The following is a 17,504-nucleotide window of genomic DNA, read 5'->3' on the forward strand; positions in this document are numbered from 1 at the left end:
GGGCTTCTCCGCTACGCGACGAGGAAATGCTGCAGCCACGACGCCGCGGCGGCCATCGCGGCGCCGCCGCCGGCGAGCGCGATCCACGCGCGCGGCAGGTTCGGCGTGACGAAGGCCCAGCAGAACACCGTGAGGTAGAGCAGGAAGGCGAGGATCGCGCCCAGGTGCTCGGCGTCGTGGAAGGCCATGCCGAGCGCGTACAGCCCTGCCACGGCGAGCGCGATGAAGCCCCAGCAGAAGACGTAGCCGCCGAGCACGGCGGTGGCGATGCGCAGCAGGACCGCGGAACGCGAAGTGGAGGGGGTGAGGGTGGCCATGTCGGTGGATCCCGGGTAGGTGGCGCGCGAGATGCGCTGTCGGCTGCCTTTGCCGCCGGGCCCGCAGGCCGCGGCAGCGCTTGGATCGTCAGAACCGGTACGTCACGTTGAGGCTGACGTTGCGCGGGGTGCCCCAGGTGTAGGTGCTGTACCAGCTGAAGATCGTGTAGTACTTCTTGTCGAGCAGGTTGTTGACCGACAGCGCGGCCGACAGGCGCTCGTTGAATTCGTAGCGTGCCATCGCGTCGAGCACCCAGTAGTCCTTGGCCGTGTGCCGCTGCATTCCGCCCGAAGGCGTGGCGATGTCGCCCCAGGTCTCGTCCTGCCAGCGCGCGCCGCCGCCCACGGTCAGGCCCTTCAGGCGGCCGCCGGGCTGGTAGCTGGCGTACAGCGTGAATTCGTTGGCCGGCGTCAGTGTCTGCACGCGCGCGCCCTGCTGGCGCGAGACGTGGTGCGAGTAGCCGCCCTGCAGCTGCCAGCCTTCGGCGATGCGGCCGGACATCTCCACCTCGTAGCCTTCGGTCTTCACGCCCTGGATGGCCTTGTAGGCCACGCCGCCGGTCGGCGTCAGGCCGCCGCTCTCGATGCCGAAGTTGTCCTGCTCCAGGCGGAATATCGCCGCGGACGCGTTCAGGCGGCCGTCGAAGAACTCCGCCTTGGCGCCGATCTCGTAGTTGTTGCCTTCCAGCGGATTGAGCACGCGGCCGCGCTCGTCCTGCAGCGATTGCGGCGAGAAGATGCTGGTGTAGCTGGCGTACAGCGACCAGTGCTCGTCGAGGTCGTAGACGGCGCCGACGTAGGGCACGAACACGCCCGATTCGTCGAGGTCGGCGACCTGGTTGCGGTACCACGACCAGCGCCCGCCGGTGATGAGCTTGAGATCGTCACGCAGGTTCCAGCGCGCCGCCGCGTACGCGCCGCGCTCGCGCGTGACCTCGTCGTTGGTGAAGTCGGGCACCGCGCCCCACTGCGGCCGCGGCACGTTGCCGATCCAGTGGTAGTAGTCCTCGACGTCGAAGCGGTAGTCGGGCAGGTTGTACCAGCCGTTGTTGCGCCAGCGGCGCCGCGCCGAGGACACGCCGACGACCAGCTCGTGCTCGCGGCCGGCGAGCTGGAACGGACCGTTGACGAAGCCGTCGAACGCGTCGCTGGTGGTGCGGCCGATGTACTGGCCGACCCACATCGAAACGCCCGAGCCATCGACGGGATCGGGGAAGCCCGCGGCGGCCGCGCCGAGGTTGGCGTCGTAGCCGTTGACCTGGTGGTTGTACTGCAGCTTGGCGACCCAGCCGTTGGCGAACACGTGATCCAGCGTGGCGAAGCCGGTGCGCGTGTACTGGTCCCAGTGGCTCCAGTCGGCGCCGTTGTTGAACGAGCGCGGCATCGCGTTGAAGCCGCCCTCGGAGTTCAGCAGCGGGATGCCGCCCCAGGTCGAAGCCTCGGGCTTGTTGTCCTGCTTGTCGCCGCCGATCGTGAGCAGGGTGTTCGGCGTCAGGTCCGCTTCGAGGATGCCGTAGAACACCGACGCCTGGCGCGAATAGCGGTCGAGGTTGGAGCTGCGGTCCTCGTACGCGGCGACGCCGCGCGCGCGGATGCTGCCGCTCTCGTTGAGCGGGCCGCCGACGTCGACTTCGCCGCGATAGGTATCCCAGCGGCCGGCGCCCAGCTGCAGGTGGCCGGAGAGGTCGCGCGTGGGCTTCTTGCGGATCAGGTTGATGGTCGCGCCGGGCGTGCCGCTGCCGGTGAGCAGGCCGGTGGCGCCCTTGAGCACCTCGATGCGGTCGTAGATCGCCATGTCGCTGAGCGTGTTGCCGGCCGAGTACGCCGAGTCGCGCATCATCGGGATGCCGTCGTACTGGAAGTTCTGGATGGCGAAGCCGCGCGCGTAGTACTCGGTGCGCTCGCTGTCGTAGGTCACGATGCTGATGCCCGGCGTGTGCTGCATGACCTGGTCGATCGTGGTCAGGTTGAAGTCGTCCATCACCTGCCGCGTGATGACGCTGATCGACTGCGGCGTCTGCCGCGGCGTCAGCACCATGCGCGTGGCGGTGGCGATGGCGCCGGGCGTGTACGAGCCGCTGCCCTCGGTGATCTCGCCGAGCAGGTTGGACACGACCTGCACCGTCGGCAGGATGGCCTCGGCATCGGCCGTCGCCGGCGAGGAATCCGCGCCGGCGGCGGCGGCTTCCACGGCATAGCCGCCGTTCGCGTCGGCCACCGCGCGCAGGCCGTGGCCGCGCAGCAGTTCGGCCAAGCCCTCGGTCACCGTGTAGCGGCCGGAAAGGCCGGCGCTGGTCCGCTCCTGGGTCAGCGCGGACGGCGCAGCGAGCGTCACGCCGGCCTGCATCGCGAAGCGCTTCAGCGTCGCCGCCAGCGAACCGCCGGGGATCGCGTAGCTGCGCGCCTGCGCGGCCGCCGCCTGCCTGGCCGCCGCCTCGTCCGCCACCGCCGGCGCGCCGGACAGGGCAACGGCCAGGCAGGCGGCCAGTGCGAGCGGGCGCGAAGGACGCACGGCGCGGACGGCACAAGCCATCGCGGAACCGGTTCGAAGACGGGTGGACGACATGGAATTTCCCTGTTCGATGGATGGCCGGCGGCGCTGCAGCGCCCGCGTCCGTCCGGGCGCGCCGACGGAGGCGACTCTCATGCACATGAGAATGATTCTCACTATCATAGTCGTTCCGATCGAGCGACGGCAAATTGCCCGGTACGGACGTCTTTACGGCTGGACGCGCGCAGGTCGCGAAGAGGCGATGGCGGCACCGGGCGCCGCCGCGACCGGCCCGGCGAGGAACCTGCCGGGCGACGAAGCGGAGCGCCTCAGGCGGCGAACGAGCGGAACGCCGCGCCGGCCGCCTCGATCGCGGCGTCGTCGATGTCCAGGTGCGTGACGAGGCGGACCGTCGGCAGGTAGCCGATGCTCGCGCGCACGCCGTGCGCCTGCAGGTGCGCGTCGAGCGCGCGCAGGCGCGAGGCGTCGACCTCGATGAAGACCATGTTGGTGTGCTGCGCGGCGACGGCGATGCCGTCGAGGCCGTGCAGCAGCGCGGCCAGCCGCGCGGCGCGCGCGTGGTCCTGCGCGAGGCGCTCGACGTGGTGGTCGAGCGCGTACAGGGCGGCGGCGGCGAGCAGTCCGGACTGGCGCAGGCCGCCGCCGAGCATCTTGCGCCAGCGCCTGGCCTCGCCGATCAGCGCCGCATCGCCGAGCAGCACCGAACCGACCGGCGCGCCGAGCCCCTTGGAGAGGCACACCGACACGCTGTCGAACGGCGCGGCGAGTTCGCGCGGCGGCCGGCCGCTGGCGACCGCCGCATTGAACAGGCGCGCGCCGTCCAGATGCACGGCGAGCCCGCGCCCGCGCGCCCACGCCGCCGCGGCGACCACGTAGTCCTGCGGCAGCACGCGACCGTGCCAGGTGTTCTCCAGCGCGAGCAGGCGCGTGCGCGCGAAGTGCGGATCGTCCGGCTTGACCGCGCGCTCGAGCGCGTCGAGCGGCAGCGTGCCGTCCGGCGCATGGACGATCGGCTGCGGCTGGATCGAGCCGAGCACGGCGGCGCCGCCGCCTTCGTACTTGTAGGTGTGCGCCTCCATGCCGACCAGGTACTCGTCGCCGCGGCGGCAGTGACACAACAGGGCGATCAGATTGCTCTGCGTGCCGCTGGGCAGGAACAGGCCCGTTTCGAAACCGAGGTCGTCGGCGAGCCGGCGCTCGAGCCGCGCCACCGTCGGATCCTCGCCGTAGACGTCATCGCCGACCTCGGCGGCGGCGATCGCGGCGCGCATCGCCGCGCTCGGCCGGGTCACGGTGTCGCTGCGCAAATCGATCGTCATGCCTGTCGTTCCTCGTCGCGGACCGCCAGCGTAACGAGGGCGGCGCCCGCTCCGCTACACTTGGCCGATGAAGATCGCGAGCTGGAACGTCAATTCCTTGAACGTGCGCCTGCCGCACGTCGAGCAGTGGTGCGGCGAGGCGCGACCGGACGTGCTCGCGCTGCAGGAAACCAAGCTCGAGGACGCGAAGTTCCCGGTCGCCGCGCTGGAGGCGGCCGGCTATCACAGCGCGTTCTCGGGACAGAAGACCTACAACGGCGTGGCGATCCTCGCGCGCGAGCCGATCGCCGACGTGCAGCATGGCATCGACGGCTTCGAGGATCCGCAGCGGCGCATCCTGACCGCGACCGTGGGCGACGTGCGCATCGTCAATCTCTACGTCGTCAACGGCCAGGCCGTCGGCAGCGAGAAGTACGCCTACAAGCTCGACTGGCTGGCCAGGGTCACCGCCTTCCTCGGCGAGGAGCTGCGCCGCCATCCGCGCATGGTCGTGCTCGGCGACTTCAACATCGCTCCGGACGACCGCGACGTGCACGATCCGGCCGCCTGGCACGAGCAGATCCTGTGCTCGACGCCGGAGCGCGAGGCGCTGCGGCGCATGCTCGATCTCGGTTTCGTCGACAGCTTCCGGCTGTTCCACGACGACGCCGGTCATTTCAGCTGGTGGGACTACCGCCAGGCGGCGTTCCGGCGCGATCTCGGCCTGCGCATCGACCTCATGCTGGTCTCCGAGGCGCTGCGCGGCCGTTGCCGCGCGGCCGCGATCGACCGCACGCCGCGCACCTGGGAGCGCGCCTCCGACCACACACCCGTCACGGTGGAGCTCGACGATGGTCGCTGACTGGCCCAGCTCGCCGAGCGACAGCGATCTGGAAGAACTCGATCGCTTCCTGCGCACGCACGCGAAGGAGGAAGACCTCCTGCTCGACGGCGTGCACGGCTTCCTGACCGCGCTGGCGATCGGCCCGACGCCGGCGAAGCCGGAGGAATGGCTGCCGGAGATCCTGCACGAGCCGTTCGCGGACGCCGACGAGGGCGAGCGCGTGCTGACCCTGCTCGCGCGCCTCAACGACGCGATCGCGCCGGAACTGGAAACCGGCACCTACGAGCCGATCCTCGGCGAACTGGAGATGGACGAAGGACATCCCGCGTTCACCGCGCGCGGCTGGTGCGAAGGCTTCTCGCGCGGCATCGACCTGCGCGCGCCGTCGTGGGAAGGCCGCCTGGGCAACGATTCGGAGCTGATGGAGCTGCTCGGCCCGATCATCGCGCTGGCGATCGACGACGGCGTGTTCGAGAGCGACGCCGAATTCGCGCCGCTCGGCGAGGACGACTACGACGAATGCCTGGCGCAGATCCCGCAGGCGGTCGGCGCGGTCGCCGACTACTGGCGCGACCATCCGCTCAGCGCCGAGGAGCAGGCCGCGCCGCGCGACGAAGGATCGCTGACGCCGCCGCGCCGCCGCGGCGGCCGCTGGGTGCACTGAGCGGCCGCCGCGCCGCCCGACGGCGGCGCGGCGGGTTTCAGTCCTGCGCCACCTGCACCACGAGCTTGCCGAAGTTGCGCCCTTCGAGCAGGCCGGTGAACGCCGCCGGCGCGTTCTCCAGTCCCGCGACGACGTCCTCGCGCAGCTTCACGCGGCCCGAGGCGATCCATTCGCCCATGTCGCGGCGGAACGCGTCGAAACGCTCGGCGTAGTGGTCGAGGATGATGAAGCCCTGCACGCGCACGCGCCGCTGCAGCACGATCGACATCGCCAGCGGCAACCGGTTCGGGCCGGGCGGCAGCGTCTTGTCGTTGTAGTGCGCGATCACGCCGCAGACCGGCACGCGCGCGTGGTCGTTGAGCCGCGGCAGCACCGCGTCGAACACGGCGCCGCCGACGTTCTCGAAGTAGACGTCGATGCCGTCCGGGCAGGCCGCGGCGAGGCGTTCGGCCAGCGCGGGCTCGCGATGGTCGAGGCAGGCGTCCAGGCCCAGTTCCTCGACCGCGTAGCGGCACTTGTCCGCGCCGCCGGCGATGCCGACCACGCGCGCGCCCTTGAGTTTTGCGATCTGCCCGACCGCCGCGCCCACCGCACCGGTCGCCGCGGCGACGACCACGGTTTCGCCGGGCTTGGGCTGGCCGATGTCGAGCAGGCCGACGTAGGCGGTGAAGCCGGGCATGCCCAGGCCGCCGAGCGCCAGCGACGGCTGCGCCATCTCGCCGAGCGGACGCAGGTCGCTGCCGTCGGACAGCGCGTAGTCCTGCCAGCCGGCGTTGCCGAGCACGAGATCGCCGGCGCGGAACTGCGGATGGCGCGAGGCGACGACGCGATTGACCGTGGCGCCGACCATCGTCCGGCCCAGCGGCACCGCCGGCATGTAGCTCGGCCCGACCTCGTCCATCAGGTTGCGCATGTACGGATCGAGCGACAGATGCAGCGTGCGCAGCAGCACCTGGCCTTCGGCCGGCACCGGCACCTCGACGTGCTCGAGACGGAAATCCTCGGGCTTTGGCGCGCCCTGCGGATGCGCGGCGAGGACGATGCGGCGGTTGACGGTAGCGGTGGGCGACATGGCCGGGTCCATGGGAGGGGACTGGCTGAGCTTGCGATGCTTTACGGCGAATCAAGGCTCGGCGCGGCGCGCTCGTGGCACGCGGCGGCCGCCGCGGCACTGTCTCCCGGCCGCGCCGGAGCGTTCACGCCACGATGCTTGTCGCGCCCCGCAGGCGGGCGCATCTTGGCCGTCTTCCCGATGGAGACATCCATGAACGCAACCGCCACTGCCTCCCGCCACGTCGCGCGCACGTTCCGCGGCCAGCCGGCCTCGGACGGCGCCGGCGTGAAGCTGACGCGCGTGATCGGCCAGCGCGACCTCGACATGCTCGACCCGTTCCTGCTGCTCGACGAGTTCCGCTCGGACCAGGCCGACGACTATCTCGCGGGCTTTCCGAACCATCCGCACCGCGGCTTCGAGACCGTCACCTACATGCTCGCCGGGCGCATGCGCCACGGCGACAACCAGGGCAACTCGGGCCTGCTGACGCCCGGCAGCGTGCAGTGGATGACGGCCGGGCGCGGCATCGTGCATTCGGAGATGCCCGAGCAGGAGAACGGCCTGATGGCCGGCTTCCAGCTGTGGGTCAACCTGCCGGCGAAGGACAAGATGACCGCGCCGCGCTATCAGGACATCGCGCCCGAACGCATCCCGCTCGTCGACGCCGGCGACGGCGTGCGCGTGCGCGTGATCGCCGGACGCTACGGCGACGCCACCGGGCCGGTGTCGGGCATCGCGATCGATCCGCTGTACCTGGATTTCGAACTCGCGCCCGGCGCGCGCGCGGTGGCTTCGATCCCCGCCGGCCACAGCGCGTTCGCCTACGTCTACGAAGGCGCGGCGGAACTCGGCCCGGTCGGGGCGGCCCGGCGCGTCGCGCACAGCGAACTGGCCGTGCTCGATCGCGACGGCGAGTCGCTGCTGATCGGCGCCGGCGAAACGCCGACGCGCCTGATCGTGGTCGCCGGCAAGCCGCTGAACGAGCCGGTCGCGCGCTACGGCCCGTTCGTCATGAACACGCCGGAGCAGATCGTCGAGGCGATCCGCGACTACCAGTCCGGCAAGTTCTGACGGTGCCGATGCCATTCCGGCGGCGGTCACGCGACCGCCGCCGGAGCGGTTTCACGGAATGGTGATCGCGTTGCCGCTGCGGTCGTAGGCGTAGTCCAGCACGGTGGCCGGGAAGCCGGCCCCGCCGCCGGCCTGCAGGTGCACGTAGCCGAAGTTCAGCTGGCCGGTCTGCTCGTTGTAGAACTCCACGCCGAGATAGCCGGTCGCGCCGGCCAGCCAGTTGTCGAGCGAGGTCGAGTTCGGCGCGAAGAAGACCGTGGAGTACGGGCCGACCAGCGCGCCGCTCTGCAGCACCGAATAGCGGATGCCGCCCGAACCGCCGACGTCGACCACCCCGCCGACCGCCGCCTCGGTGACGAGGTCGGCGTACCAGTACACGTACAGCGCCTGGCCGCTGCCGCCGTCGTTGGCGTACAGGTTGACGTCGTCGATGCGGTCCGCGCTCCACGGTCCGTGCGTGCCGGTGACGAGGTCGATGGCGATGCCGTCGAGGTCGGCCGGCACCGGCCAGTTCAGCGGTCCGCTGCGGACCACGTCGCCGATCACGGTAGCGCCGCCGCACTGCCCGTCCTCTCCGGATTCGAAACCGCTGCAGAACAGTCCGTCGCCGCTCGCCGACGCGGTGACGGTCGCCGTCACGGGCACGGCGAGCAGGGCGTGGTCGGGATCGCTGGTCGCCACGCACAGCACGGCCGAGTGATCGCCCGGCAGCAGCGAAGCGGCGTTGACCGCGATCCACAGCGGCGCCGACGCGCCGGCGGCGAGCTGGCCGGACGCCGGCGTCGAGCTGAGCCAGTCCACGCCGCCCGGCGCGGCGCAGTCGGCGGCGGCGAGCGCGGTGGAATAGTCCAGCGCGGCGGCGCCGACGTCGGTCAGCACGATCGGCGCGGCGACGGTCGCGCCGGCCGGCACCTCGAGGGCAAGGCTCGGTGCGGACAGCGCGGCGGCGGGACCGCTCGCGCCGGCCGGGCCGAGCGTGACGCTGTCGATCCACCAGCCGTTCGCGCCGGGCGCCGCCGTCGACGAATCGGTGCCGAAGCGCCAGCGGAACTGCACGGCGTGCCCGGCCGCGGCCGCCGGCAGCGTCACGCGCGTGTTGAGGAACGTGGCCTGCGTGCCGCCGGCCCAGGCCTCGCGCGCGCCGATCGGGTTGCCCCCGCAGCAGCCGAACATCGTGTTGGTGTAGCCGCCGGAGACGAAGCTGCCGCCGGCCGCGAGGATGTCGTCGAACGGCGCGCCGTCGATCGAGATCTCCAGCACGCCGCCGTCGTAGGGACTGGTTTCCAGCGCCCAGCGGTGGCGGAACGCCAGTTCGCTGCCCGCCGCCGGCGTCACCACCGGGCTGTACAGGCTCGCCTCGCCGGCGGCCTCCGCCTCGGCAATGTGCGCGGCGTTGGGCGCGCTGTCGAACACGTCCGACTGCGTGGCCCAGGCGGTGTCGACGCCGTCGGCGGCCGTGCTCCAGCCGGCCGGCAGCGCCGGCGCGGCGACGTCGTCGAAGGTCCACGAATGCCCTTCGGCGGACGGCGCGGCGGTGGCGATCGCCAGCGCCCAGATCTCGCTGCCGCCGTTGGGCGTCGGGCCGAGCAGGGTGACCGCGCCGGTGTTCACGTCGAGCGTGTAGACCTGTCCCTGGAACGCGCCGCCCGCGCCGAGTGCGCCGAACGCGGTCCAGTACAGCGTGTCGGTGCTCTTGTCGAAGTCCATGCCCTGGGCGTAGGCCGCGCTCACGCCGGTCGGCCCGATCACCTGCACGCCGCCGTCGGTCTTGTCGATCTTGATCAGGTAGTTGTCGTACGGCTCGATGATGCTCACCGCGTACATCTCGCCGGCCGAGTTGATGGCGATGTCGACCGGCAGGTAGTCGGCCGCGCCGCCGGCGAGCGGTGCGACCGTGGCGACGGCCGCCGTGGCCGGGTCGATCGTGTAGAGGTGGCAGCCGATGCCGACGACGTGGTTGCAGGCGACCGCGAACACCGTGTCGGTGGTCGGATCCCACTTCATGCCGACCCAGTATTCGCCGTCGACCGGCGAGGCGGCCGGGCCGACGTCGGTGACCGTCGCGTCGGCGGTGCTGATCGTGCGCAGCACGTTCTCGTCGCCGATCAGGTACTGCTTGCTGAAGTCGTTGCCGACGAAGGTGGCCGTCCACAGGGTGGAGTCGGTGGGCTGCGGGCCGATCGAGGCGGAGCTGGCCGGCGAGGAGACGTCGAACGTCGAATACTGGCGCGCGAACGTGAGCCTCATCTCCAGCGCGTAGGCCGGCACCGAACCGAGCACCTGCCCGATCGAGGCCGGCGTCGCCTGCGCGGCGACCGCGGCGGGGCGCGCCGGCTGCGCCGCGGGCGGCAGCGTCGAGCGCGTGCGGAGGGAAGCTCCCTCGTCCGCCTGCGCGGCGCAGGCGAGGGTCAGTGCGGCGAAGGCCGGCAGGATGGGATGGATGCGTCTGGCCACGTGGTTTTGCCCCGAGCTGGGTGGATGGCGCTCGCGTCGCCGCGAACGGGTCGATGCCGATCAGAGGCCAAGAGTCCCTCCCGATACGCCGCCGATGCGTGACCGGTCCGTTGCCGAATCCGACAATCGCCTGAAAACGCAGGATTTTTACGACACCACGCGCACGCCACTCAGCGCAGCTGGGTGGACGCGGCGAGCAGGTCGCCGGGCAGCGGGCGCTCCCCGGCGAGGCGCTGCGCCGCGGCGTAGGCGCGGGCGAAGGCCTCCGGCTGGCGCAGGGCGAGGTACAGGCGCGCCTGCAGCACGGCGCAGGCGAAGTCCTCGCCGGCCCAGTCGGCGACCTGGCCGACCACGGTCGTCGCCTTCGACGCCTGGCCGGCGCGGATCAGCGCCATGCCCCAGGAGACGACGACTTCGGCGACGTCCGCCGGTGCCCCCGCGCCTTTCGCCGCGGCCAGGCTCGCCTCGTAGGCGCGCGTCGCGGCGGCCGGGTCGACCGGCCAGCGCGTTTCGGCCTCGACCAGGTTCCGGTAGATCGCGCCGATGCCGGCATCGTTCGACGGCGCGTCCAGGCGCCCGGGCGCCGTTTCGGTCTTCGCCGCCGCCGTCGCGCGCAGGCTGCGGCTGAGCACCAGCCAGCCGCTGTTGCGGATGCGCGCGTACAGGGTCGAGGCCAGCGCCGGGTCCGCCAGGGCGCGCATCGCCGCTTCGGCGCGCCGCGCCGCCGACGCCGCGTCGCCCTGCTCGAAGTCGAGCTGCGCCAGCTCGACCTGCACCGCGGCGGGCATGCCGACGATCTCGGCGGAAGCCGCGCTGCCGAGCAGCGACTGGAATTTCTCGCGCGCCTCGCGCGTGCGGCCGTTCAGGGCCAGCACGCGCGCGAAGGTGAAGCCGAACAGCGCCTCGCTCAGCGGATGGTCCAGCCGCGCCAGCCACGGTTCGGCGCGCCGCACCGTGGCCAGCGCGCCCTGCGGCTGCAGCAGGTACAGCTGCTCGGTGGCGCAGTTGCCCAGCGCGTCGACGAATTTCTCCGCGTCGCCGAAGCGCTCGAAGCGGTCGGCGGCGGCGTTCCACATCGCCAGCGATTCGGCATGGCGGTTGCGCAGGGCCAGCAAGGTCGCCTGCTGGCCCTGCAGCCGCGCCAGCTGCAGGCTGTCGCCGGCCAGTTCGAGCGCGATGCGCGCCTGCGAGAAATCCGCTTCGGCGTCGTCCAGATCGCCCTGCACCATGCGGAACAGGCCGCGGCCGTAAAACGCCTCGCCGAGCAGCTGCGGCGCGTTCATGCCGCGCAGCAGACCGATCGCCTCGCCGAGGCTGCGCTGCGCGGCCGCCAGGTCGCCGGCCTGCGCGACCGGTCCGGACAGGCCGATCAGCGCGCGCGCATGGGTGGTCGCGTCGATCGCCGGCAGCCGGCCGAGCAGCTCGAGATAGCCCGCGCGCGCAGCTTCCATGCGTTCGGTGGCCAGATCGACGTCGGCGCGGCGCAGCAGCCACGCCGGCGTGCCGCGCAGGTCCGCCGGTGCTTCGTCGAGCAGGCTGCGCGCGGTGGTGAAGTCGGTATCGAGCACGGCCGCGTCGATGCGCTGCAGCCACTGCTCATTCGGCGCATCGCCCTGTTCGACGTCCGTGCCCGCCGGGCGGCCCAGCGCCAGCAGCAGGCGGTTGCCGGCCTGGCGCGTCGCCGCGACGGCCGAATCCCCGTTCGCCTCGACCTCGCGCAGCACGCGATCGGCGTCGCGCCATTCGATCCGGCTGACCCAACCGGCGGCGACGCGGCGCGTGGTGGCGACGACGAAGCGCCCTGCGCCGGTGGCGGCGCCGACGCGCTGTTCGCCGAGCAGGGGCGTGCCGTCGTTGCGCGCGGTGGCCGCGATGTTTCCGCTCGGCACCACGCGCAGGCCCGCTTCGCGCAGGCGTTCGGCGATCTGGTCCATCAGGCCCAGCCGCAGCCAGGCCGACTCGGGATCCGCCTCCGGCTCGACCGCGACCGGCAGCACCGCGACCGCGTCCTTCGCGTCGAGCGCCGGGCGTGCGTGCCAGAGCCAGGCGCCCAGCACCACGGCAAGCGCGAGCACCGCGGCGGCCACGGCCGCGGCGATCCGGCGTGGCGTGCGGCCGGGCGGGGGGGATTCGACGACGGCATCGCCGGCGTCGGCGAGCCTCGTTTCGGCCACCCAGCGGTAGCCGAAGCGCGGCACGGTGCGCACCATCGACTGCCCCTCGCCGGCGTCGCCGACGACGCGGCGCAGCTTGCGGATCAGCTGGCCGAGCTGGGCGTCGGTGACGTCGACGCGGCCCCAGATCGCCGCGATCAGCTCGTCGCGCCCGACCGCGCGTTCGCGATGCTCGATCAGCCACACCAGGCCGTCGAACACCTTCGGCGAAACCGTCAGCAGCTTTCCGCCGGAATGCAGCTCGCGCGCCGCCACGTCCAGGCGGAACGTGGCGAAGCGGTAAACGGATCGACTCATTGCAGGGGCGGCCGGCGCGGCATCGGGATCGTCGGGCGAAACGTTGCGCCCGATTCTGCACGAACGCCGGCCGCCGGCGTGCGGCGATCCGCGGCGCCGCGACGAGGGTCGCCCCCCGGCCGGGCGCTCGGCGAGAAAAATGCTTTCGCCTCTCCTCACCTGACGAGCGGCGCTCTTGCGCGGGAATGACGGTTTCCTTGAGAGCGATTTCCCGCACAGGCGCAGAGGACGCGGAGGAGAAACTTCCTCTCTGGTTCCCTGCGATCTCTGCGCCTCTGCGAGACAATCTCCTTCGCGCCAGTCGCTCATCGGCGTCGCGGTTCGGCTCGGACTCGCACTTGCGTGAACGACGGCTCCCTTCAAAGCGATTTCTCGCACAGGCGCAGAGGGCGCGGAGGAGAAACTCGTTGCCCTCGTTTCCGCACCTCCGCAGCGTCTGCGCGTCTGCGCGAGAACTCCCTTCGCATTCCTCTGCGCGGACGCACGCCCCCAACACTCCCGACGTCATGCCCGCGAACGCGGGCATCCATCGGCTTTGGACTCGCGCTTGCGCGAATGACAGCTCCGTTCAAAGCGATCTCTCGCAGAGGCGCAGAGGACGCGGAGGAAAAACTTTCTCTCTGGTTCTCTGCGTCTGTGCGAGACAATCTCCTTCGCAGCATTTCCTCATCGGCGCCGGAATCGCTCCCTCACGACCCGTCGAAGCCGTCGCCGAAGATCGCGTCCGGCGGCGTCGCGGTGCAGTCGCGGTACCACGGCGTGATGCCGGTGATCGTGTCCCAGGCCGGCGAGTCGACGGGATCGAGCGCGTTCGGGCACAGCTCACCGCCGTACTCACCGAGGCCGGCCGGCGGCGCCGGCGGCGGCCCGCTGAGCTGGTTGCCGCCGACGAAGAAGCCGCTCAGCGCCGGCAGGCCGTCGAGCGAGGGAATCGTGCCGGTGAGCTGGTTGCCGGATGCCGAGAACCACGTCAGCGCCGGCAGCGCGCCGAACGGCGGAATCGCGCCGTCGAACCGGTTGCCGAGGAACGTCGCCGACTGCAGCGCGGTCAGGCCGGCCAGCGACGGCAGCGCGCCGGTCAGGCCGGTGTTGCGCACGTCGATCGTCTGCAGCTGCGCGAGGCCGGCGAGCGAGGGGAACGTGCCGCCGAGCTGGCTCTGGTCGGCGATCTGCAGGCTGACCAGTGCGCTCAGCTGGTTCAACGTCGGCGGCAAGGTACCGACCATGTTGGTGAAGCCGAAGCTGAGCCCCACCACGTGCGCGCCGGTCTCGTCGCAGGTCACGCCGGTCCAGCTGCATTCGGTGCCCGGTTCGCCGAGCCAGCCGTTCATGTCCCACCAGCCGGCGCCGTTGGTGCTGTCGTACAGGTCGACCAGCGCTGCGCGCTCCGACGCCGGGATGCCGCCCGGCGTACGGCGGTAGAAATACGCCGCGCCCTGCTGGTAGTGGTCCCAGTCCGGCGTGTAGCCGTACATGCCGATCAGCGCTTCGTCGCCGTCGAGCGCGACCGCGGCGCCGAAGTACGGCGAAACGATGCCGTCGTATTCGGTGAAGGTGTGCGCACCGCCGAATGCGTCGCCGGTGCGGCGGAACAGGTAGGCCGCGCCCTGTCCCTCGGTGCCGTCGACGGTGACGTTGCTGGCACCGACCAGCGCGGTGTCGCCCTGCAGCGCCAGCGTCATGCCGAAATTGTCGGTCGGCGGCAGGCCGATGCCGTCGGGGCCGCGCGCGGCGCCGTCGCTCGCGGCGAGCCGCTGCCGCTGGGTCCAGTCGCCGCCCGCGCCGCCGTACACGTAGACCACGCCCGCACCGCCCTCGCGCCACATCGCACCGATCAGCGCGGTGTCGCCGTCGACCGCCAGCGCGCTGCCGAGCTGGTCGTTCTCCACGCCCTCGGCGACGACGATCTTCTGCGCCTGGTTCCACACGCCGTCGACGCGGGCGAAGCGGTAGACCGCGCCCTGCGCGTGGCGGCCGTCGATCTGCGCACCCGGCGAACTGGCCAGCAGGGTCGCGCCGGACAGCGCGATCGCCGAACCGAAGCCGTCGCCGACGTCGCCGTCGGCGGCGACCAGCTGCTGGGTCTGCGTCCACGCGCCGTCGATGCGGGTGTAGACGTAGACCGAACCGTGCATCAGCTGGTCGTTGTAGTGCGCGCCGTAGGCGGCGACGACGATCGTCTCCCCGTCCATCGCCACCGCGCTGCCGAACCAGTCGACCGAGGTGCCGTCGGCGGCGACGAGTTTCTGCGTCTCGGCCCAGACGCCGTCGTCGCCGCGCTCGAACACGTAGGCCGCGCCCTGCGAGTTGTGCTCGCCGATCTTCGCGTTGATCGCACCGATCACCGCGACGCGGCCGGACACCGCCACCGACCAGCCGAACTCGTTGTAGGCCGCGCCGTCGCTGGCGAGCAGGGTCTGCGTCAGGTTCCACGCGCCGTCGGCGGCGCGCTCGTAGACCAGCACCTTGCCCTGCGCGGCGTTGTCGCCGAGGGTGGCCTCGGAGGCGGAGACCAGCGCCACCGTGCCCGAGATCGCCACCGCGCGGCCGAACTTGTCGTAGCCCAGCCCCTGCGGATCGAGCACGCGCTGCGTGGCCCAGTCTTCGGCGTTCGGCGCGACGGACGCCGCGCGCACGGTCATTGCGGCGATCAGGAACAACGCGATCAGGATCAGGCTGCGCTGCAGGAAGCGGCTGACTGTCCGATGGACAGGGAGCAAGGCCATGGGGAATCGTCTCCGGAAGAGGGTCAGGGGGTCGACCGACCGGCGCGAACCGGTCCGGCACTCGACCGCGGCAGCGTGCCCCCGCCGTTCCGGCGCCTCACTCGCGCTCCGTTATCGCTGCATTGCCGTTTCGTGAATCGCTTCGGATTCAGTCACTTGGACGCGGGCGGGGCCAGCACCGGCGCGGCGACCGGCGGCGGAATCACGCGCTCGCCGGCCAGCCGCTGCGAGCGCTGCAGCGCGCCGCGCCAGGCCTCGTCGCGGCCGAGCGCGCGATACAGCCGCGCCTGCAGCAGGCTGGAGGCGAAGTCGGCGTCGGCCCAGCGCTGCACGCGCCCGACCACCGTGCTGGCACGCTCGGTGTCGCCGACGTCGATCAGCGCATTGCCCCAGGACACCGCGACCTCGGCGACGTCGGCGGCGATGCCGTTGCGCTCGGCCTGCGCCAGCGCGCGTTCGTAGGCCGCCGATGCCGTTGCGCGCTGCGTCGGCCATTGCCGCTCCGCCTCGGCCAGCGTCGCCAGCACGGCGGCAGCCGGCACCTGCACGCTGGCCGACCAGTCGAGCAGGCGCCTGGCCTCCAGCGCCGCGTCCCCGTCCTGCGACGAGGCGCGCAGCGCGCGCACCAGGGTCAGCCAGGCGCCGGCACGCGCCCGCGCGCGATCCGGGCCGGCCAGCGCCTCGACCGCGGCGCGCGCATGCGCGGCCGCCGCCGGCGCGCGGCCGGTGGCCAGCTCGATGCGCGCCTGTTCCGCACGCGCGTGACCCAGCACCGGCAGGTCCTGCCCCGGCGTCATCGCGTCGGCGACCTGCACCAGCAACGCCGCCGCCTCGCCGAGGCGGCCGTTGGCCGCCAGCGCGCGCGCGTGCTGCACCTTCAGCGAGCGCTGCAGGTCCGCATTGCTGATCTGCGGCAGCAGCGCCCAGCTGCGTTCGCTGGTCGCCAGGGCGTCGACCGGCTGCAGCAGGGCCAGCTGCGAATCGATCTGGTCGTCGATCGCCATCATCATCTCGTTGCGCCCGCCCAGGCGACGGAAGCGTTCCTCCGAGCGGCGCATGACGGCGAGCCCTTCGGCGTAGCGGCCGCGCGTGTTCTCCATCAGGCCTTCGTTGGCCTCGATGCGCGCCAGCGAGAGCGCATCGCCGGTAATCTCCAGCGCGACGCGCGCCTTGGCGAAATCGTCCATCGCCTCGTCGAAGCGGCCGCCGACCGCCTCGGCGATGCCGCAGGCGGTGTGCGCGCGGCCGAGTACGCCCGGTTCGTTGCGCTCGGCCAGCAGCGCGACCGCCTCGCGGCAGTCGCGCCCGGCCGCGGCGGTGTCGCCCAGATGGATCATCACCGAGCTGGACACCGTCAGCACCAGCGCGCGCAGGACCGGATCGCGTTCGGCGCTCACGTCGGCGAGCAGGCGGTCCAGCGTGTCGCGCGCCGCCGCCATGCGGCCGCTGCGGAAGTCGACCTGGGCCAGGCGCAGGCGCAGTTCCGGCGCTTGGCGCAGGTCCGGTGGTGCGCTCTCGATGATCTGGCGCGCACGGTCGAGTTCGTCGGACAGCAGCGCCGCTTCGGCACGCTGGCGCACGTCGTCGAGCGCCGAAGTGGCCGCGCCGGACTCGGCGGCGACCGGCTTGCCCAGGCGCATCAGCAGCTGCGCGACCGCCGCACGCGCCGCCGCGGCGGCATCGGCTTGCTGCGCCTCGACCACGACGTCGTCGGCGCCTTCCTCGCGCAGTTCCAGGCGCACGCGCCAGCCGTTCGCGCCGCGCGACGCGCTGGAGGCGAGCAGGCGGCGCGCACCGGTCGCCGCACGCACGTCGCCGGCGAGCGCGGCCGCGTCGGAAGCGGCGCCGCGCATCAGTGCGACCATCGTCTCGTTCGGCACCACCGCCAGACCGGCGCCGCGCAGGCGACCGGCGACCAGATCCATCAGGCCCAGCCGCAGCCACGACCATTCCGCCGCCGCGTCGACCGCGACCGGCAGCACCGCGACCGCATCGGCGCCGAGCGCCTGCGCCGCGGCGGCCGGCGCCGGCGGCGCGGCGCCGCCGTCGAGCACGTAGGCGGCGGCCGCGATCGCCGGCAGCGCGAACAGCGC

At 72.1% G+C, this 17,504-nt stretch carries 11 protein-coding genes; 3 read left to right on the top strand and 8 right to left on the bottom strand.

From position 1 onward, the window contains the following. Positions 1 to 11 precede the first annotated feature (11 nt). The 3 genes from ACFO6Q_RS02070 to ltaE form a co-directional block, all read right to left on the bottom strand. A complete protein-coding gene (locus ACFO6Q_RS02070; protein WP_380018828.1) occupies positions 12 to 317 on the bottom strand; it encodes an iron uptake protein in 306 nt (101 codons plus the stop codon). Positions 318 to 405: 88 nt separating this feature from the next. Then, positions 406 to 2,664, bottom strand: coding sequence for a TonB-dependent siderophore receptor (locus ACFO6Q_RS02075; RefSeq protein ID WP_380018843.1), 2,259 nt, complete (start codon positions 2,662 to 2,664; stop codon positions 406 to 408). 473 nt (positions 2,665 to 3,137) lie between these two features. Then, positions 3,138 to 4,148, bottom strand: a complete 1,011-nt coding sequence (ltaE, locus tag ACFO6Q_RS02080; protein ID WP_380018829.1) for a low-specificity L-threonine aldolase — start codon at positions 4,146 to 4,148, stop codon at positions 3,138 to 3,140. A 67-nt stretch (positions 4,149 to 4,215) separates the two neighbouring features. On the opposite strand from ltaE, the gene xth reads away from it, so the two are divergent. Both xth and ACFO6Q_RS02090 read left to right on the top strand, forming a co-directional pair. Next, entirely contained in the window at positions 4,216 to 4,989 is a 774-nt protein-coding gene (gene xth / locus ACFO6Q_RS02085) for an exodeoxyribonuclease III (RefSeq protein WP_380018830.1), read from the top strand. Then, positions 4,979 to 5,635 carry a YecA/YgfB family protein gene (locus ACFO6Q_RS02090; protein WP_380018832.1) on the top strand — a complete coding sequence of 219 codons (657 nt, stop codon included), beginning with the start codon at positions 4,979 to 4,981 and terminating at the stop codon, positions 5,633 to 5,635. The genes xth and ACFO6Q_RS02090 overlap by 11 nt, the downstream gene beginning before the upstream one ends. Positions 5,636 to 5,672: 37 nt before the next feature. Here ACFO6Q_RS02090 and ACFO6Q_RS02095 read toward each other — a convergent pair whose 3' ends face one another. Next, positions 5,673 to 6,707, bottom strand: a complete 1,035-nt coding sequence (locus ACFO6Q_RS02095) for an NADP-dependent oxidoreductase (RefSeq protein WP_380018833.1) — start codon at positions 6,705 to 6,707, stop codon at positions 5,673 to 5,675. A gap of 192 nt (positions 6,708 to 6,899) precedes the next feature. Between ACFO6Q_RS02095 and ACFO6Q_RS02100 the strand changes: the two genes are divergently transcribed. Then, positions 6,900 to 7,760 carry a pirin family protein gene (locus tag ACFO6Q_RS02100; protein WP_380018834.1) on the top strand — a complete coding sequence of 287 codons (861 nt, stop codon included), beginning with the start codon at positions 6,900 to 6,902 and terminating at the stop codon, positions 7,758 to 7,760. A gap of 51 nt (positions 7,761 to 7,811) precedes the next feature. Here ACFO6Q_RS02100 and ACFO6Q_RS02105 read toward each other — a convergent pair whose 3' ends face one another. The 4 genes from ACFO6Q_RS02105 to ACFO6Q_RS02120 all read right to left on the bottom strand — a co-directional run. After that, on the bottom strand, positions 7,812 to 10,214 hold the full coding sequence (locus ACFO6Q_RS02105; RefSeq protein ID WP_380018835.1) for a DUF4394 domain-containing protein: 2,403 nt from the start codon (positions 10,212 to 10,214) through the stop codon (positions 7,812 to 7,814). A 170-nt stretch (positions 10,215 to 10,384) separates the two neighbouring features. Continuing rightward, a complete protein-coding gene (locus ACFO6Q_RS02110; protein WP_380018836.1) occupies positions 10,385 to 12,685 on the bottom strand; it encodes a winged helix-turn-helix domain-containing protein in 2,301 nt (766 codons plus the stop codon). Between the two features lie 689 nt (positions 12,686 to 13,374). Next, entirely contained in the window at positions 13,375 to 15,411 is a 2,037-nt protein-coding gene (locus ACFO6Q_RS02115; RefSeq protein WP_380018837.1) for a hypothetical protein, read from the bottom strand. A gap of 152 nt (positions 15,412 to 15,563) precedes the next feature. Next, positions 15,564 to 17,504 (bottom strand): ATP-binding protein (locus tag ACFO6Q_RS02120; RefSeq protein ID WP_380018838.1); only part of this gene is annotated, 1,941 nt, incomplete at its 5' end.

It is taken from the genome of Dokdonella ginsengisoli (assembly GCF_042652785.1).
GTDB classification, from domain to species: Bacteria; Pseudomonadota; Gammaproteobacteria; order Xanthomonadales; family Rhodanobacteraceae; genus Dokdonella_A; species Dokdonella_A ginsengisoli.